Annotated in this window: 17 protein-coding genes; 5 read left to right on the top strand and 12 right to left on the bottom strand. The window is 66.3% G+C overall.

Features of this window, described 5'->3' with window-relative positions; genetic code table 11:
• Window positions 1–32: 32 nt before the first annotated feature.
• From gatA to J0I42_RS19295, 4 genes are all read right to left on the bottom strand, one after another.
• Window positions 33–1547, bottom strand: a complete 1515-nt coding sequence (gatA, locus tag J0I42_RS19310) for an Asp-tRNA(Asn)/Glu-tRNA(Gln) amidotransferase subunit GatA (RefSeq protein WP_291657186.1) — start codon at window positions 1545–1547, stop codon at window positions 33–35.
• A gap of 83 nt (window positions 1548–1630) precedes the next feature.
• Window positions 1631–1918, bottom strand: coding sequence for an Asp-tRNA(Asn)/Glu-tRNA(Gln) amidotransferase subunit GatC (gatC, locus tag J0I42_RS19305; RefSeq protein WP_291657184.1), 288 nt, complete (start codon window positions 1916–1918; stop codon window positions 1631–1633).
• A 112-nt stretch (window positions 1919–2030) separates the two neighbouring features.
• Window positions 2031–2729 carry a metal-dependent hydrolase gene (locus J0I42_RS19300; RefSeq protein ID WP_291657182.1) on the bottom strand — a complete coding sequence of 233 codons (699 nt, stop codon included), beginning with the start codon at window positions 2727–2729 and terminating at the stop codon, window positions 2031–2033.
• A gap of 24 nt (window positions 2730–2753) precedes the next feature.
• On the bottom strand, window positions 2754–3038 hold the full coding sequence (locus tag J0I42_RS19295) for a GIY-YIG nuclease family protein (protein WP_291657181.1): 285 nt from the start codon (window positions 3036–3038) through the stop codon (window positions 2754–2756).
• A gap of 130 nt (window positions 3039–3168) precedes the next feature.
• On the opposite strand from J0I42_RS19295, the gene ade reads away from it, so the two are divergent.
• Window positions 3169–4869, top strand: a complete 1701-nt coding sequence (gene ade, locus J0I42_RS19290) for an adenine deaminase (RefSeq protein WP_291657180.1) — start codon at window positions 3169–3171, stop codon at window positions 4867–4869.
• 69 nt (window positions 4870–4938) lie between these two features.
• On the opposite strand, the gene J0I42_RS19285 is transcribed toward ade, so the two are convergent.
• Together J0I42_RS19285 and J0I42_RS19280 are read right to left on the bottom strand one after the other, a co-directional pair.
• Complete coding sequence (locus tag J0I42_RS19285) at window positions 4939–5871, bottom strand: hydroxyacid dehydrogenase (protein ID WP_291657179.1); 933 nt, start codon at window positions 5869–5871, stop codon at window positions 4939–4941.
• Window positions 5868–6449 carry a GNAT family N-acetyltransferase gene (locus J0I42_RS19280; protein WP_291657177.1) on the bottom strand — a complete coding sequence of 194 codons (582 nt, stop codon included), beginning with the start codon at window positions 6447–6449 and terminating at the stop codon, window positions 5868–5870. Before J0I42_RS19280 ends, J0I42_RS19285 begins: the two co-directional genes overlap by 4 nt.
• A gap of 160 nt (window positions 6450–6609) precedes the next feature.
• Between J0I42_RS19280 and ruvX the strand changes: the two genes are divergently transcribed.
• A complete protein-coding gene (gene ruvX / locus J0I42_RS19275; RefSeq protein WP_291657176.1) occupies window positions 6610–7116 on the top strand; it encodes a Holliday junction resolvase RuvX in 507 nt (168 codons plus the stop codon).
• A 57-nt stretch (window positions 7117–7173) separates the two neighbouring features.
• Here ruvX and J0I42_RS19270 read toward each other — a convergent pair whose 3' ends face one another.
• The gene (locus J0I42_RS19270) at window positions 7174–7548 is read right to left on the bottom strand and encodes a hypothetical protein (protein ID WP_291657175.1); all 375 of its coding nucleotides are present in this window, start codon (window positions 7546–7548) and stop codon (window positions 7174–7176) included.
• Between the two features lie 103 nt (window positions 7549–7651).
• On the bottom strand, window positions 7652–8032 hold the full coding sequence (locus tag J0I42_RS19265) for a hypothetical protein (protein WP_291657174.1): 381 nt from the start codon (window positions 8030–8032) through the stop codon (window positions 7652–7654).
• Between the two features lie 250 nt (window positions 8033–8282).
• Between J0I42_RS19265 and J0I42_RS19260 the strand changes: the two genes are divergently transcribed.
• Window positions 8283–9197, top strand: coding sequence for an AEC family transporter (locus J0I42_RS19260; RefSeq protein WP_291657172.1), 915 nt, complete (start codon window positions 8283–8285; stop codon window positions 9195–9197).
• 109 nt (window positions 9198–9306) lie between these two features.
• Complete coding sequence (locus J0I42_RS19255; RefSeq protein WP_291657171.1) at window positions 9307–9549, top strand: hypothetical protein; 243 nt, start codon at window positions 9307–9309, stop codon at window positions 9547–9549.
• Window positions 9550–9564: 15 nt separating this feature from the next.
• On the opposite strand, the gene dprA is transcribed toward J0I42_RS19255, so the two are convergent.
• The 4 genes from dprA to J0I42_RS19235 form a co-directional block, all read right to left on the bottom strand.
• Complete coding sequence (gene dprA / locus J0I42_RS19250) at window positions 9565–10776, bottom strand: DNA-processing protein DprA (RefSeq protein WP_291657251.1); 1212 nt, start codon at window positions 10774–10776, stop codon at window positions 9565–9567.
• Window positions 10777–10792: 16 nt separating this feature from the next.
• Window positions 10793–11416, bottom strand: coding sequence for a glycerol-3-phosphate 1-O-acyltransferase PlsY (gene plsY, locus J0I42_RS19245; RefSeq protein WP_291657170.1), 624 nt, complete (start codon window positions 11414–11416; stop codon window positions 10793–10795).
• Between the two features lie 134 nt (window positions 11417–11550).
• Complete coding sequence (gene pyrC, locus J0I42_RS19240; protein WP_291657168.1) at window positions 11551–12867, bottom strand: dihydroorotase; 1317 nt, start codon at window positions 12865–12867, stop codon at window positions 11551–11553.
• A gap of 17 nt (window positions 12868–12884) precedes the next feature.
• Entirely contained in the window at window positions 12885–13829 is a 945-nt protein-coding gene (locus J0I42_RS19235; RefSeq protein WP_291657166.1) for an aspartate carbamoyltransferase catalytic subunit, read from the bottom strand.
• Window positions 13830–13969: 140 nt separating this feature from the next.
• On the opposite strand from J0I42_RS19235, the gene J0I42_RS19230 reads away from it, so the two are divergent.
• Window positions 13970–15094 (top strand): serine hydrolase domain-containing protein, encoded by a 1125-nt coding sequence (locus J0I42_RS19230; protein WP_291657164.1) that lies wholly within the window; start codon window positions 13970–13972, stop codon window positions 15092–15094.
• The last annotated feature ends 195 nt before the right edge of the window (window positions 15095–15289 follow it).

Below are 15289 nucleotides of genomic sequence, written 5' to 3'. Positions count from 1 at the left end.
GTGTAAAGCAGCCCGGGAAGGCCGAACCCGGCTCAGCCCCACCAGCGCTCCGACACCGCGAAGCGGCCGGCCGCCTGCTCGATCACCTCGCCGAGCGAGAACAGCGTCTCCTCGTCGAACGGGCGGCCGATGAGCTGCAGGCCCAGCGGGAGGCCCTGAGCGTCGAGGCCGGCGGGAACGGCGATGCCCGGCAACCCGGCCATGTTCACCGTCACCGTGAAGACGTCGTTGAGATACATCTCGACCGGATCGGCCGAGCCCTTCTCGCCGATGCCGAAAGCGGCGGACGGCGTCGCGGGCGTCAGCACGGCGTCGATACCCTGGGCATAGACCGTCTCGAAATCGCGCTTGATCAGCGTGCGGATCTTCTGTGCCCGGACGTAATAGGCGTCGTAATAGCCGGCCGAGAGCACATAGGTGCCGATCATGATGCGTCGCTTGACCTCGGCGCCGAATCCGGCGGCGCGGGTCTTCTCGTACATCTCGACGATGTCCTTGCCCTGCTCGCGCAGGCCGAAGCGGACGCCGTCATAACGGGCGAGGTTCGAGGAGGCCTCGGCCGGCGCGACGATGTAATAGGCCGGCAGGGCGTATTTCGTATGCGGCAGCGAGATCTCGACGATCTCGGCGCCGGCCGCCTTGAGCCAGGCAATGCCCTGCTGCCAGAGCGCATCGATCTCGGCATTGAGGCCGTCGAGACGGTATTCGCGGGGAATGCCGATCTTCATGCCCTTCACCGAGCGGCCGACCGCGGCCTCGTAATCCGGCACGGCCATATCGACAGACGTCGTATCCTTCGGATCATGGCCGGACATCGAGCGCAGCATCACCGCCGCGTCGCGCACGGTCTTGGCGATCGGCCCGGCCTGGTCGAGCGAGGAGGCGAAGGCGACCGTGCCCCAGCGCGAGCAGCGGCCATAGGTCGGCTTGATGCCGACCGTGCCGGTGAACGCAGCCGGCTGGCGGATCGAGCCGCCGGTATCGGTCGCGGTCGCGGCAAGGCAGAGATCGGCGGCAACGGCCGAGGCCGAACCGCCCGACGAGCCGCCCGGCACGAGATGGTTGCCCTCGATGGAACCGCCCTGCCCTGCGCTCACATTGGAGCCCTTGCGGCGCCAGGGGTTCACGACATTTCCGAAAGCGCTGGTCTCGTTCGACGAGCCCATGGCGAACTCGTCGTTGTTGAGCTTGCCGAGCATCACGGCGCCGTCTCGCCAGAGCTGGCTCGTCACGGTCGATTCATAGGCCGGCACGAAATTGCCGAGGATGTTCGAGCAGGCGGTGGTGCGCACGCCGTTGGTGGCGAACAGGTCCTTGATGCCGAGCGGGAGGCCTTCGAGCGGGCCCGCCTTGCCGCTAGCGAGCTTCTCGTCGGAGGCAGCCGCCTGCTTCAGGGCGTGCTCGGGAGTTTCCAGCACATAGGCGTTGAGGGCGCGAGCCTTCTCGACGGCGGCGATATGCGCCTTCGTCAGCTCGGTCGCGGAGAAGGTCTTGGCTTTCAGGCCGTCGCGGGCCTCGGTGAGGGTCAGGCGGGTGAGATCGGTCACGGGAGAGTTCCGGAATTTATCTGGTCGCAAGGCCCCGGACCGCGCATCGCGTCTCCGGGAAGATCGAATAAGGCGCTTCGCGCTTACTCGATCACCTTCGGCACCATGAAATAATTGTCCTCGGAGGCCGGGGCGTTGGCAACGATCGCATCGGCGATCTCACCGTCGTTCACGACATCCTCGCGCTGCTTCATCGCCATGGGCATTACCGAGGTCATCGGCTCGACGCCGTCGACATCAACCTCGTTGAGCTGCTCGACGAAGCCGAGGATGGCATTGAGCTCGCCTTGCAGCTTGGGCAGATCAGCCTCCGGCACGGCGATGCGCGCGAGATGCGCGACGCGTTTGACGGTGGCGAGATCGACCGACATGGCGGACTCCTGGATAGGGCGCGGATCGCGCGCCGGAAACGGTTCGCCGCGCTATAGCGCGGCGAACGGGCAAACGTAAATCAGCATTGACAGATCGAGCGGATTTCCCGGCTCAGATCGCGAAAGCCTCGCCCTTCTTCGGCAGGACGACTTCGATGCCGCTGCCCTGCATGCCGGCGACGAAGGTGTCGGCGTTCTGGTCGATGATCGGGAAGGTGCCGTAATGGCTGGGGATCGCCACCTTCGGCTTGACGAAACGGGTCATGGCGAGCGCGGCAACCTTGCCGCCCATGGTGAAGCGGTCGCCGATCGGGCAGATGCAGGCTTCGACGCCATGAATCTCGCTGATCAACGCCATGTCGGAGAAGATATCGGTATCGCCCATGTGCCAGAGCGTCTTCTCGTCCCTGGCCTTGATGATCGCGCCATTGGCGTTGCCGACGGGGACGTTGACCCCGCCCTCGCCCATGCCGGCCGAATGGTCGGCGCGGGTGAGCGTAACGCTGAACGGTCCGAGATCGACAGTGCCACCGGTGTTCATCGGGCTGAAGTTCTTCAGCCCCTGCGAAGCCAGATGCATGGCGAGGTCGTAGTTGGTGATGACGGTCGCGCCGGTCTTGGCGGCGATGTCGAGCGTGTCGCCGACATGGTCGCCATGGCCGTGGGTAACAACGATATGGCTGACGCCCTTGGAGATCGCGGCGACATCCCCCTCGAAGGCCGGGTTCCCGGTGAAGAACGGGTCGATCAGGATGGCGGCGCCGTCGAGATCGACGCGGAAGGCGGAATGGCCGTACCAGGTGAGTTTCATGCGAAGGCTCCGGAAACGCACGGGTCAATCGAGATGCGTCGTCGGATATAGATCATTCCAGTCGGGATTGGCACGTTCGATGAGGGCGACCTTCCAGTTTCGCGACCAGTGCTTGATGCGCTTTTCCTGCGCTATGGCTTCCGCCGGATCGTCGTGATGCTCTGCATAGACGGGGCGCGTCACACTATATCGACTTGCGAATTGCGAGCCACGGCCGTCGCGGTGCTCCTCAACACGCCGAGACAAGCGATTGGTCACACCGACATAGAGCGTGCCGTTCTTCTGGCTTGCGAGAATGTATAACCACATCCCGAACCTATACGTGGGTCATCCCGGGCGGAGCGAAGCGGAGACCCGGGATGACCCGCGTCGGGGGCGTATCGACAAGCTGGAACAGCCCGTGCAGGTTCGTGTGATGATGTCAGACGGAAATCGCCCCATGACCGACGCAGCAACGCTCGCCCGCCGGATCGCCCAGGGGCATGGCGACGAGCCGGCTGATCTCGTCATCAAGGGCGCGAAGCTCTTCGACCTCGTCACCGGCGCGCTGGTCGAGAGCGATATCGCGATCTGCGGCGATACCATCGTCGGGACCTACGGCACCTATGAAGGCAAGCGCGTCATCGACGCCAAGGGCCTGATCGCCGTGCCCGGCTTCATCGACACGCATCTGCACATCGAATCCTCGCTGGTAACCCCGCTCGAATTCGAGCGCTGCGTGCTGCCGCATGGCGTCACTACCGCGATCTGCGACCCGCACGAGATCGCGAACGTGCTGGGCGCTGAGGGCATTCGCTATTTCCTCGCCTGCGCCGAGGCGATGCGGATGGATCTGCGCGTCAACCTGTCGAGCTGCGTGCCGGCGACGCATCTGGAGACCGCGGGGGCAGCGCTGGAGGCCGCAGACCTGACACCGATGATGGATCATCCCAAGGTGATCGGGCTCGCCGAGTTCATGAATTTTCCCGGCGTGATCCATCGCGATCCCGGCTGCCTCGCCAAGCTGGAAGCCTTCTCGCATCGCCATATCGACGGACACGCACCGCTGGTACGCGGGATGGACCTCAACGCCTATCTCGCTGCCGGCATCCGCACCGACCACGAGACGACGACGGCCGACGAGGCCCGCGAAAAGCTCGCCAAGGGCATGGCGATCCTGATCCGCGAGGGCTCGGTCTCGAAGGACCTGCATCAACTGATCCCGCTGATCTCGCGGGACGCCTCGCCCTTCCTCGCTTTCTGCACCGACGACCGCAACCCGCTCGACATCAGCGAGGAAGGTCATCTCGACTACATGATCCGGACCGCGATCGCCGAGGGCGCGGATATGCTCGCAACCTATCGCATCGCCTCGCTCTCGGCGGCGCGGAATTTCGGGCTGTTCGACCGCGGCTTCATCGGGCCAGGCAAGCGCGCCGATATCGTGCTGGTAGAAGACCTCGCCGCCTGTTCGGTGAAGCAGGTTCTGACCGGCGGCCGACTGGTCGAAGAGGCGCTGTTCGCGGGTCGGAAAACGATCGCCTCGGTCGGGCTCGGCAGCGTGAAGAGCCGCAAGCTCGCACCCGCCGATTTCGCCGTGAAGGCCCGCGACGGCGAGACGCCGGTGATCGGCGTGGTGCCGGGGCGGATCATCACCGAACGATTGTCGATGGCCCTGCCCTCGCGCGATGGCGAGGCTCTGCCCGACCTGGCGCAGGATGCGATCAAGGTCACGGTGATCGAGCGGCACGGCAAGAATGGCGGCATCGCCACCGGCTTCGTCCATGGCTTCGGCATGACGCACGGCGCCATCGCCTCATCCGTCGGGCACGACAGCCACAATCTCTGCGTGGTCGGCGTCGACGAGGCCTCAATGGCTGCGGCGGCCAATCGCCTGATCGCGATCGGCGGCGGCTTCGCCGTGGCCGATAACGGTGCCGTCACGGCGGAGCTGGCGCTGCCGGTCGCCGGGCTGATGAGCGAGCAGCCCTTCGAGGCGGTGCGGCATGATCTGGAGCATCTGCGTGCTGCCGCGAAAGCGCTCGGCGTCGTGCTGGCCGAGCCCTTCCTGCAGGTCGCCTTCCTGACGCTGCCGGTGATCCCGCATCTCAAGATCACCGACAAGGGGCTGGTCGATGTAGACCGGTTCGACTTCGTATGAGTTTCCGATTTGGTCGAGCTTTGAAGCGATTGCTGCCAAAAGCTCGGAATCTGATTCAATGCCGGAGTATCAGATCCGCTCCTCCAGCGCCGCCATGACCTTCTCCGCGACCAGCCCCGATACCCGCGCGTTCGACTCGACCGTGTTGCCGGCGATATGGGGGGTCAGGATCAGGTTCGGCGCCCCGGCGAACACCTTGGCCGCGTCCTTGCCGAGCGGCTCCTGCTCGTAGGCGTCGATCGCGGCACCCCCGAGCTTGCCGGCCTTGAGAGCCTTGACCAAGGCAGCCTCGTCAAGAATGCCGCCGCGGGCGGTATTGATCAGGATCGCGTCCGGCTTCATCCGGGCGAAGGCCTTCACGTCGATCATCCCGCGCGTTTCCGAGGTCAGCGGAACATGCAGGCTGATCACGTCGGCCTCGGCCAGCAATTCGTCCAGCTCCAGCCGGCGCACGCCGCTCCAGGCAGGATCGTCGGCCGCCAGGCGCGGATGACAGGCAGCGACCTCCATGCCGATGGCGCGGGCATGGCGGGCCACGTCGCGGGCGATGGCTCCGTAGCCGACGAGGCCCATCAGCTTGCCGGCGATCTCGCGACCGATCAGCTTCGTCTTGGGGAATTCGCCGGCGAGCATCGCCGCATTGGCGAAATAGGCGCCGCGCAGCAGCGTCATCGTCGTGCCGATGACGTATTCGACGACGGAGAGGCTGTTGGCGCCCGTCGCGGGGAAGACGCGGATTCCGCGGGCAGCGCAAACCTCCATGTCGAGATTGTCGAGCCCGACGCCGAGGCGGCCGATGATCCTGAGCCGCTTCGCCGCCTCCAGAACCTTGCCGCGCACCTGCGTCTGGTTGCGCACGATTACGGCGGGGACATCGGCGAAGAGCCGGGCCATCTCGTCGGGATGGCCGTAAAGTTCGGGATCGTAATGGACCGTGAAACGTGCCTTGAGGTTGGCGAGAGCTGTGTCGTCGATGAATTCGGTAATGACGATGTCGGTCATGAGGCGGTGCTGACGATAAAGCGCAGGCGCTGACAGGGGCTGTAGAGCGGCGCGACGAAGGTCTCGATCAGCCGCCCGCCATTCTTCTCGATGATGCGGCGCGAGGCATGGTTGGTCGCGTCGCAGGTGATGGTGATCTCGGGCAGCCCCGCCTCGCGCGCCACGGCCAGCATCGCAGCCAGCGCCGCTGTGGCGTAGCCCTGGCCGGCGAAAGCCGGGAGGATGGTGTAGCCGACATGGCCGAGCACATGCTCCGGCAAGGCCAGGATGGGCCTGCCGTCCTTCTCCTGCCAGCGCAGATTGATCGAGCCGATGAAGGGCCGTTCGGCGCGGTCCTCGGCGAAGATCCAGCGCGTCGGGCCGGGAATGCGGTCGACTTCGCGGCCGTCCGGCAGGCGGATACGGCCGGGGCCGCCACGGATCTCGGCGAGGAAGGCATCGGGATCGGCTGCGATGGCGGCAAGCTGCTGCGGCGCGACGTTGCGCGTCGTATTCGGCGACCAGCCGCTGCGCAAAGCCGCCTGATAGGCATCGAGCAGGGACTTGTCGGGAACTTGCAGCGAAATCCGCGCCGGCACGGGAGGCATCCTTCTCAAGCGGTCGCGCCACTTACCAAGCCGGCGCATATAGCGTGGCGGACGGCAATGCGCGATGACTTCCGCGCTACAGCAGCCGGAAACCCGCCATGCCAAGCAGGTATCGCTCGCGAGACGGGCCGGTGCGTGATACCGCCATGCCATGACCAGCGCCGTCGTCCCGCTCGAAGCCTTCGTCGACCTGCCGGCGCATGCCCGTCTGCTCGGGCTCGATCTCGGCACCAAGACGATCGGCCTCGCCCTCTCGGACCTCGAGCGGCAGATCGCGTCGCCACTGGAGACGATCCAGCGGATCAAGTTCGGGCTCGATGCCGCAGCACTGCTGAAGATCGCGGCGAAGCATCAGGTCGCCGGCCTGGTCATCGGCCTGCCGCTCAACATGGACGGCACGGAGGGGCCGCGGGTGCAGTCCACCCGCGCTTTCGTTCGCAACCTGCTGCCCCTCACCGACCTCCCGATCGTGTTCTGGGACGAGCGCATGTCGACGCTGGCCGTGACCCGCACCCTGCTCGACGCCGATGCCTCGCGCGCCAAGCGCGCCGCCGTCGTCGACAAGATGGCGGCTGCCTACATCCTGCAGGGCGCGCTCGACCGGCTCGGCCGGATCGGCCCGCAGGATGCCGAGGAAGACGACGGCCAATACGACTGAAGGCCGCCCCGCGCGATGGCGAAGCGGCCTTCCGTAAAAACCCTTCGGCAAGATGGCCTAGCGGAACAGCTGACCGCGCTTGAAAGCCCGCTTCTGCGCCTCGCGCTCGTTCTTGATCGCGCGCTTGCGCTCATCGAGAGTCATGCCGGCCATCGGATCCGGAGCGCGTCGACCATAGCCGCCGCCCCGGCCGTAACCGTCCCCACCGCCGAAACGGGGGCCGCGACCGTCGTCGCGCCGGAAATCACGGCGATCGTAGCCGTCGCGGTAACGACGATCATAGCCGTAGCCTTGGCCACCATAATACTGGGCCACTGCAGGCTGGGCGGAAACCCAGGCCGCAACGACCAGACCGAAACCGGCCACCACCGCGCGTCCAAGCAACTTCATTGCGACGATACTCCCATAGGCAAACACATGGCGCCCATCCATGGCGCCGAAACCTCAAGAATATCCTGACAGGAACAGGGTATCCGGACATAAGAAGGCCCGCACAGATTGCGCGGGCCTTGCAAGGCGGAGCATCCAACGCCCGTCAGCGATCGTAGCGCCAGTCATAGGGCTGCTGATAATAATAGCGCCGCGGATAGGCGTAGACCGGCGCCGGCGCCGCGTAATACCCGTCATCGTAATAGTAGCTCGGCGCCGCATAGGCGCGGTTCTGAGCCGCAATGGCCGCCGCCCCGAGGATGCCGAGGCCGATGGCGCCCGCAACCGCCGCGCCCCGCGACGGACCGCGCCAATGGCCACGATAACCGTGGCGGTAGCGATACTGCGTATATTCGGCCTGGGCCTTGTCGAGGCGCGCCGCGTCGAAGCCACGCGTTTCGGCCGCCATGGCGGGAACCGCGAAGCTGCCTGCGGCAACGCTGGCCACCATCAGAGCAACAGCGGCCTTTTTCTTCAGAGACATCATGACGGCATCTCCTTTCACGAGATCACACCAAACCTTGGAGGAAGGATGATGGAATCCGGTTGAATGGGACCTGAACCAATCGCGGCAGCATTGCGGCAGAGGCAGAGGCATCCTTCTCCCGCGCCCTTGCCGGCCATGAACGGGCATGACAGGGACAGGTCGGTTCGACAATGGAAACGGGTACCCGTCTGCATTGTTCCCGACGGCCCTCGCCACGCCCTCCTGCCCCGCCCTCATTTCCGGCCCTTCCATGCTCGACAGCCTGATCGCCGTCTTTCTCGTCATCGCGACGGGCTGGTTCCTGAAGGCGCGGGGGATCGTCTCGCCCGCCCATTGGGTCGGAGTGGAACGCCTGACCTACCAGGTTCTCTTTCCGGCGGTGGTGATCCATACCCTCGCCATGGCCGACCTGCGCAGCATGCCGGTCCTCGGCATGGGTTCCAGCCTTGTCCTCGCGATCCTCAGCGTCGCGGCGCTGCTCCTGCTCGCCCGCCCGCTGCTGGCGCGCGCCGGAATCGGCGGACCGGCCTTCACCTCGATCTTCCAGGGCTCGGTGCGCTGGAACACCTTCGTCGGCCTCGCGCTGGCGGCCGGGCTGCAAGGGCGCACCGGCACGACACTCATGGCGATCGCCGTCGCCTCGATGATCCCGCTGCTCAACGTCATGTGCGTCTTCGTGCTCGCCCGCTTCGCCGGCGGCAAGCCGATGAGCCTCGGCGCGACGACCCGCTCGATCCTCTACAACCCGTTCATCTGGTCCTCTGCGGTCGGCCTGGTGCTCAACCAGCTCCAGTGGCTGCTGCCCACCGCCTTCACGGGCTATCTCGACGTGCTCGGGCGCGCCTCGCTCGGCATCGGCCTGCTGGTGGTCGGCTCGGCGCTCGACCTCGACAAGCTCGCCCGGCCGCGGCTGGCCCATGCCGTGGCGGTCTGCCTGAAGCTCGCGGTGCTCCCGGTACTCGCCTGGCTCTATGCCGGCTGGTTCGGCGTCACCGGTCCGGCCCTCGCGATGACAGTGGTCGCAGGCGCCGTTCCGACTGCAACCGCCGCCTATTTCCTGGCGCGCGACCTGGGCGGCGATGCGCCGCTGATGGCCGAGATCATCACTCTGCAGACGCTGCTTGCGCTGGCCACGCTCCCGGCCGCCGTCTTTCTTCTGACCTAATATACTATCACTTGAAATTGATCCATAATTGCAATTTAAGGTTGCATGTCCGCTTGACATCGTCTGCGGACGAGTTGGTCCCCCGTTTGTGGGAGGGAATCCATCCGCCATGGACAATAAAGTATCCAAGCCGATTTCGCTTGAACCCATCGGGAGCGATGGAGACGAAGTCCCCACCCGGCCGATGTCGCCGCTGGAAGCGGCCTCCTTCATCGAAGGCATGGCAGCCGAACTCGGCGTCATGGCCCGCAAGACCAGACTCAGCACTCTCTGCTATTTTCTCGAGATGGCCCGGATAGAGGCCTCCGCCGAAATCGAGCGACTGGCATCGCCGAGCCGCGAAGGCGTCTGAAAAAACCTGATCTGCTCAGGGCGCGAGGCGCGACAGGCTTCCGCCGGGATGGCGCCGTATCGCGCCGGTGAGTTCCAGCTCGACAAGGACATGGCCGAGCGCTCCGGCGGCGAGGCCGCTGGCACGCACCAGATCGTCCAGTGCGATCGGAGTCGGCCCGAGGAGATCGAGCACGAGACGGCCGAGATCGCCGGCGACGGTCGGCCGCGATGATGAGGCAGGTTCCAGCTCGAATCCGTCGTCGAGCCGTGCATAACCGGGCGCCGGCGTGATGTCTGGGAGGTCGAGCTCGTCCCACATGGCCTCGGGAGCCGGCTCTCCGCCGGCTTCACTCATGAGACCCGGTCGCGGCGACAGGTCGAGCCCGCGCCCGCGCAAGGGTTGCAGCGCTTCGATGACATGTGCCGCTTCGGCGCAGAGTGTCGCGCCCTCGCGGATGAGGTGATTGCCCCCCTCCGCCCGCGGATCGAGCGGCGAGCCCGGCACGGCGAAGACCAGTCTGCCCTGCTCGTTGGCGAAGCGCGCGGTAATGAGCGAGCCCGAGCGGCGCGCCGCCTCGACCACGACCGTGCCCAGCGACAGCCCCGAGACCAGCCGGTTGCGCCGCGGGAAGTCGCGCGCCCGGGCAACCCAGCCGAGCGGCATCTCGCTGACGACCGCGCCGCGTTCCGTGATACGGCGCGCGAGCGGGATGTTCTGCGGTGGATAAACCTCGTCGAGCCCTCCGGCGAGAACCGCGACCGTACCGGTTTCGAGGCTGGCCTCATGGGCGGCGGTGTCGATGCCGCGTGCCAAACCCGAGATCACCGTGAAATCGGCCTCGCCGAGATCACGGGCGAGCCTTGCCGTGAACTTCATCCCGGCGGCAGAGGCATTGCGCGATCCCACGAGCGCAACGGCGGGCCGTTGCAGAATCGCGGCATACCCGAGCACGGCGAGCAAGGGCGGGGCCGAATCGATCGCCTGCAGCGGAATGGGATAGTCGGCTTCGCCGAGCGCGATGAAGCGGCCACCGATGCGCGAGAGCCCCTCGAACTCGCGCTCCGCCTCATCCGCCGAGCAGATCCGGATACGGCGGCCGGCCTGCCGGGCAAGGTCCGGCAGCGCTTCGAGGACCGCCGCTGCGCCGCCCAAGCGGTTCATCAGAGAGCGGAAACTGCGCGGGCCGATGCTCTCGCTGCGGATCAACCGCAACCAATCGAGACGCTGGTGATCGGAGAGGACGATCCCAGCCATGTCCCGGTCAGCCCTTCGGGCCGATCTTGCCTTCGCGCCCGGCCAGCAACCGGGCGATGTTCTCCCGGTGCATGATCCAGAGCAGGACGGTGAGCCCGGCCATAACGAGCGCGGCCTTGGGCATCCCGGCCCAGAACCAGAGCAGGAGAGGTGTCAGGACGCTGGAGACCAGCGCCGCGAGCGAGGAATAGCGGAACAGATAGGCCAGACTCAACCAGATCGCGGCGAAGACCAGCGCGATCGAGGCTTTCACGCCGATCAGCACGCCGAGATAAGTCGCGACGCCCTTGCCGCCCTTGAAGCCCAGCCAGACCGGAAAGAGATGGCCGAGAAAAGCACCGATACCCGCCGCCAGCGCTGCCTCCGGGCCGCCGAGGAAGTGTGCCCCGACGAGGACCGCCACCGTGCCCTTCAGCATGTCGCCGACGAGCGTCGCCGCCGCGAGCTTCTTGTTGCCGGTGCGCAGGACGTTGGTCGCGCCGATATTGCCGGATCCGATGCTGCGCAGGTCGGGCCCACCGGCGAGCTTCGTCAGGATGATGCCAAAGGGAATCGAGCCGAAAAGATAACCGACGACGAGAGCGATCAGCGTGGCGGGACCGGAGAGGCCCCAGTTCAACGTCTCAGCCATTCAGCCCCTCGCCCGGTTCAGCGCAGCCACGATAGAACTCGTCGTCGCGAATAGAAAGTGTGCCGTTGTTCCGGAAAAGCGGCGAAGCCGTGCCAATCCGGGATGTCTCGCGGGAAATATCAGGGCCGCGGCGTTCAGCCTGCCTCGGCCTCGTAGACCATCCGGCCGCCGACGAAGGTCGCCGCCACGATGCCTTCCAGTCGCGCCTCGTCGAAAGGCGAGTTCTTGGCACGGGACTTGAGCTTGCGCTTGTCGACGACGAAGGGCGCCTCGGGGTCGAACAGGACCAGGTCGGCGGGCGTACCGACAGCGAGCCGGCCTGCGGAAAGGCCGATCAGCGCGGCAGGTTGCGCCGAGAGCGCGGCAAGGAGCTGGGGCAGGCCGATCTGCCCCGCCTGGACCAGACGCTGGGCGGCAGAGAGCATGGTCTCGATGCCCAGCGCGCCATCCGCGCATTCGGCGAAGGGCTGGCGCTTGGTCTCGACGTCCTGCGGATCATGGTCGGAGACGACGACGTCGATCACGCCTTCGGCCAGCGCCGCGACCATTGCGAGGCGGTCGTCCTCGTGACGCAGCGGCGGCGAGACCTTGCAGAAGGTGCGGTACTCACCGACATCGTTCTCGTTGAGGGTGAGATTATTGATGGAGACGCCGCAGGTAATGCGCACACCGTCCTGCTTGGCACGGCGCACGAGCTCGACCGATTCCGCGCAGGAAATCATGGCCGCGTGGTAGCGCACACCACTGGCGCGCGCGAGACGGATGTCGCGCTCCAGCATCACCGTCTCGGCTTCCAAGGGAATGCCCGGAAGACCCTTGCGGCTGGCGAATTCGCCTTCGTTCATCACGCCCGGGCCGCGCAGATCGGGATCCTCGACATGATTCATGATCAGCGCATCGAAATTGCGGGCGTAGATCATGGCACGGCGCATCACCTGCGGGTTGCGCAGGCCTGTCGCGCCGTCGCAGAAGGCGACCGCCCCGGCCTCCAGCAACAGGCCGAACTCGGTGATCTCCCTGCCCTCCAGCCCCTTGGTCAGGGCGGCGCAGGAGAGGACGTTGACGACGGCCTTGTCGCGGGCGCGGCGCTTGACGAAATCGATGATCGCGGGATCGTCGATGACCGGATTGGTATCCGGGCGGCAGACGACCGTGGTGACGCCGCCGGCGGCAGCGGCCTGCGAACCGGTGCCGAGCGTCTCGCGGAACTCGGCGCCCGGTTCGCCAAGGAAGGCACGCAGGTCGACGAGGCCGGGCGTCAGCACCTGGCCCTTCGCATCGATGCGGCGAACGCCTTCGCCGGTGGCGGGAGCGCCCTGCCATTCGACCGCGGCGATCGCGCCATCGCGGAGCAGGACGGAGCCTGCACCTTCGCGACCTGTGGCGGGATCGATCAGGCGTGCGTTGACGATTGCCAAGTCCCGCGTTGCGGTGTCCTGCGTTTCAGCCATGTTCGGTCTCTTTACGCTCAGACATTCGGCAGATGCTGGGCCAGCGCGTCGAGCACTGCCATGCGGACGGCGACGCCCATCTCGACCTGCTCGCGGATCAGCGACTGGGCGCCGTCGGCGACGGCCGAGGAAATCTCGACGCCGCGATTCATCGGACCGGGGTGCATCACCAGGGCATCCGGCTGGGCGCGCTCCAGCTTCTCGTGATCGAGTCCGTAATAGCGGAAGTACTCCTTCGACGAAGGTACGAAGGCGCCATGCATGCGCTCGAGCTGGAGGCGCAGCATCATGACGATATCGACACCCTCCAGGCCCTTGTTCATGTTGGTGAAGATTTCGACGCCCATGCGCTCGATGCCGGGCGGCAGCAGCGTCGTCGGCGCGATCAGCCGGACTTTTGCGCCGAGCGCGTTCAGCAGGATGATGTTGGAGCGGGCGACGCGCGAATGCAGGATGTCGCCGCAGATCGCGACCGTCAGTCCCTGGATGCGGCCCTTGTTGCGGCGGATCGTCAGCGCGTCGAGCAGCGCCTGGGTCGGGTGCTCATGGGCGCCGTCGCCGGCATTGACCACCGAACAGCCGACCTTGCGGGCGAGCAGGTTGACCGCGCCTGCCGCGTGATGGCGCACGACGATGATGTCCGGCCGCATGGCGTTCAGGGTCGCCGCGGTATCGATCAGCGTCTCGCCCTTCTTCACCGAGGAGGAGGCGACCGACATGTTCATCACGTCGGCGCCCAGGCGCTTGCCGGCAAGCTCGAAGGAGGCCTGCGTTCGGGTCGAGGGCTCGAAGAACAGATTGATCTGGGTACGACCGCGCAGCGTCGCCGTCTTCTTCTCGACCTGGCGGGAAAGCGCGACGTAGGTTTCGGCCCTGTCCAACAGCGCCTCGATGTCCAGATGGGACAACCCCTCGATCCCGAGGAGATGGCGGTGCGGATAGAGCGGTGCTGGCGATGTCATTTGAAGCAGGCTGTTTAGGCGCGAGTCGGGCGCGGCGCAAGCGGCCCCGGACCGGGAGGGTGCATGTCCTGTGGGTCGTGGAATTTTGGACCGGACGGCGCTACCAATCGGGTTTTCCGCCGATCGTTGAGGATGCCGCCTTGTCCAGCTCGACCGATGCCTTCGTCCCCGCCGCCGACGGCGCCCTCTGGCAGACGATCGCGCCCGCCGAGGCCGGCTTCGACCCCGACAGGCTGAAGGCCGCGGTCGATTTCGCCCGCGAGCAGGAGAGCCCCTGGCCGCGCAGCCTCTACTATCCGGACGGCAGCTATGTCGGGAATGTCGAGTGGAACGAGCGTGGCCCCTGGACCGAGATCGTCGGCCCGGTGCGCGAGCGCGGCGGTCCGGCAGGGCTGATCCTGAAAGGCGGGCGCATCGTCGCCGAATGGGGCGACACCGCCCGCACCGACATGACCTTCTCGATCGCCAAAAGCTATCTCTCGGTGCTCGCCGGCATCGCCTTCGACGACGGGTTGATCAAGGACGTCGAGGAGCCCGTCGGCAAGACGGTGTCCGGCCCCGTCTTTGCCGGCGCGCATAACGGCCAGATCACCTGGCGCCACCTGCTGCAGCAGTCGAGCGAATGGCAGGGCGAGATCTTCGGAAAGTCCGACCAGGTCGACCACAACCGCCAGATCGGCCCCGGCGCCGATAACAGCCGCAAGGGCCAGCGCCGCGAGCTCAGGACGCCCGGCAGCTTCTATGAATATAACGACGTGCGGGTGAACGTGCTGAGCTACGCGCTGCTCGAACGCTTCCGCCGGCCGCTGCCGGAGGTGCTGCGCGAACGGGTGATGGGCCCGATCGGCGCCTCGCCTGACTGGCGCTGGGAGGGCTACAGCACCTCCTTCACGGAGATCGACGGGCGCTCGATCCAGTCGGTGCCGGGCGGCGGCCATTGGGGCGGCGGCTTGTTCATCGGCGCGCGCGACCATGCCCGCTTCGGCCTGCTGATCGGCCGGCAGGGCGACTGGGGCGGTCGGCAGATCCTGTCGCGCGACTGGGTGAAGCGGATGCTGACTCCCTCGCCCACCCTCGTGAACTACGGCTATCTCTGGTGGCTGGCCGCGCGTCCGGGCGTGCCGGCCGCGTCCTTCTCGGCTCTCGGCGCCGGCAGCAACGTGATCTGGGTCGACCCCGAACAGGATGTCGTCGCCGTGCTGCGCTGGATCAACGGCGCCCAGACCGAAAGCTTCATCGACAGGCTGGTGGCGGCGCGAAGCTGAGGCCCCGCCCTCGCCGTCATGCTCGGCCCCGTGGCACGCATCCGCGTCTTGAGCACGGTTCTCGATGAAGGAAGACGTGGATGGTCGGGTCAAGCCCGATCATGACAAGAGCGGACAGCCCCGGAAAGACGGAGAGTGCTTCTCCGGCCTCGCTCTTGCAAAGCCGGCGAGCGCCCCCATGTCTCACCGCTGCAT

The sequence above is a fragment of the Allobosea sp. genome (assembly GCF_017308015.1).
GTDB lineage: Bacteria > Pseudomonadota > Alphaproteobacteria > Rhizobiales > Beijerinckiaceae > Allobosea.
Note: the sequence above shows the minus strand (reverse complement) of the source record. Positions and strands in the feature narration are given on the sequence as shown.

What these genes read in the sequence shown, in the direction of transcription:
- gatC (WP_291657184.1), bottom strand. Translation starts at nt 1,918, where the DNA reads ATGTCGGTCGATCTCGCCACCGTCAAACGCGTCGCGCATCTCGCGCGC.
- J0I42_RS19300 (WP_291657182.1), bottom strand. Translation starts at nt 2,729, where the DNA reads ATGAAACTCACCTGGTACGGCCATTCCGCCTTCCGCGTCGATCTCGAC.
- J0I42_RS19295 (WP_291657181.1), bottom strand. Translation starts at nt 3,038, where the DNA reads ATGTGGTTATACATTCTCGCAAGCCAGAAGAACGGCACGCTCTATGTC.
- ade (WP_291657180.1), top strand. Translation starts at nt 3,169, where the DNA reads ATGACCGACGCAGCAACGCTCGCCCGCCGGATCGCCCAGGGGCATGGC.
- J0I42_RS19285 (WP_291657179.1), bottom strand. Translation starts at nt 5,871, where the DNA reads ATGACCGACATCGTCATTACCGAATTCATCGACGACACAGCTCTCGCC.
- ruvX (WP_291657176.1), top strand. Translation starts at nt 6,610, where the DNA reads ATGACCAGCGCCGTCGTCCCGCTCGAAGCCTTCGTCGACCTGCCGGCG.
- J0I42_RS19270 (WP_291657175.1), bottom strand. Translation starts at nt 7,548, where the DNA reads ATGGATGGGCGCCATGTGTTTGCCTATGGGAGTATCGTCGCAATGAAG.
- J0I42_RS19265 (WP_291657174.1), bottom strand. Translation starts at nt 8,032, where the DNA reads ATGATGTCTCTGAAGAAAAAGGCCGCTGTTGCTCTGATGGTGGCCAGC.
- J0I42_RS19260 (WP_291657172.1), top strand. Translation starts at nt 8,283, where the DNA reads ATGCTCGACAGCCTGATCGCCGTCTTTCTCGTCATCGCGACGGGCTGG.
- J0I42_RS19255 (WP_291657171.1), top strand. Translation starts at nt 9,307, where the DNA reads ATGGACAATAAAGTATCCAAGCCGATTTCGCTTGAACCCATCGGGAGC.
- plsY (WP_291657170.1), bottom strand. Translation starts at nt 11,416, where the DNA reads ATGGCTGAGACGTTGAACTGGGGCCTCTCCGGTCCCGCCACGCTGATC.
- pyrC (WP_291657168.1), bottom strand. Translation starts at nt 12,867, where the DNA reads ATGGCTGAAACGCAGGACACCGCAACGCGGGACTTGGCAATCGTCAAC.
- J0I42_RS19235 (WP_291657166.1), bottom strand. Translation starts at nt 13,829, where the DNA reads ATGACATCGCCAGCACCGCTCTATCCGCACCGCCATCTCCTCGGGATC.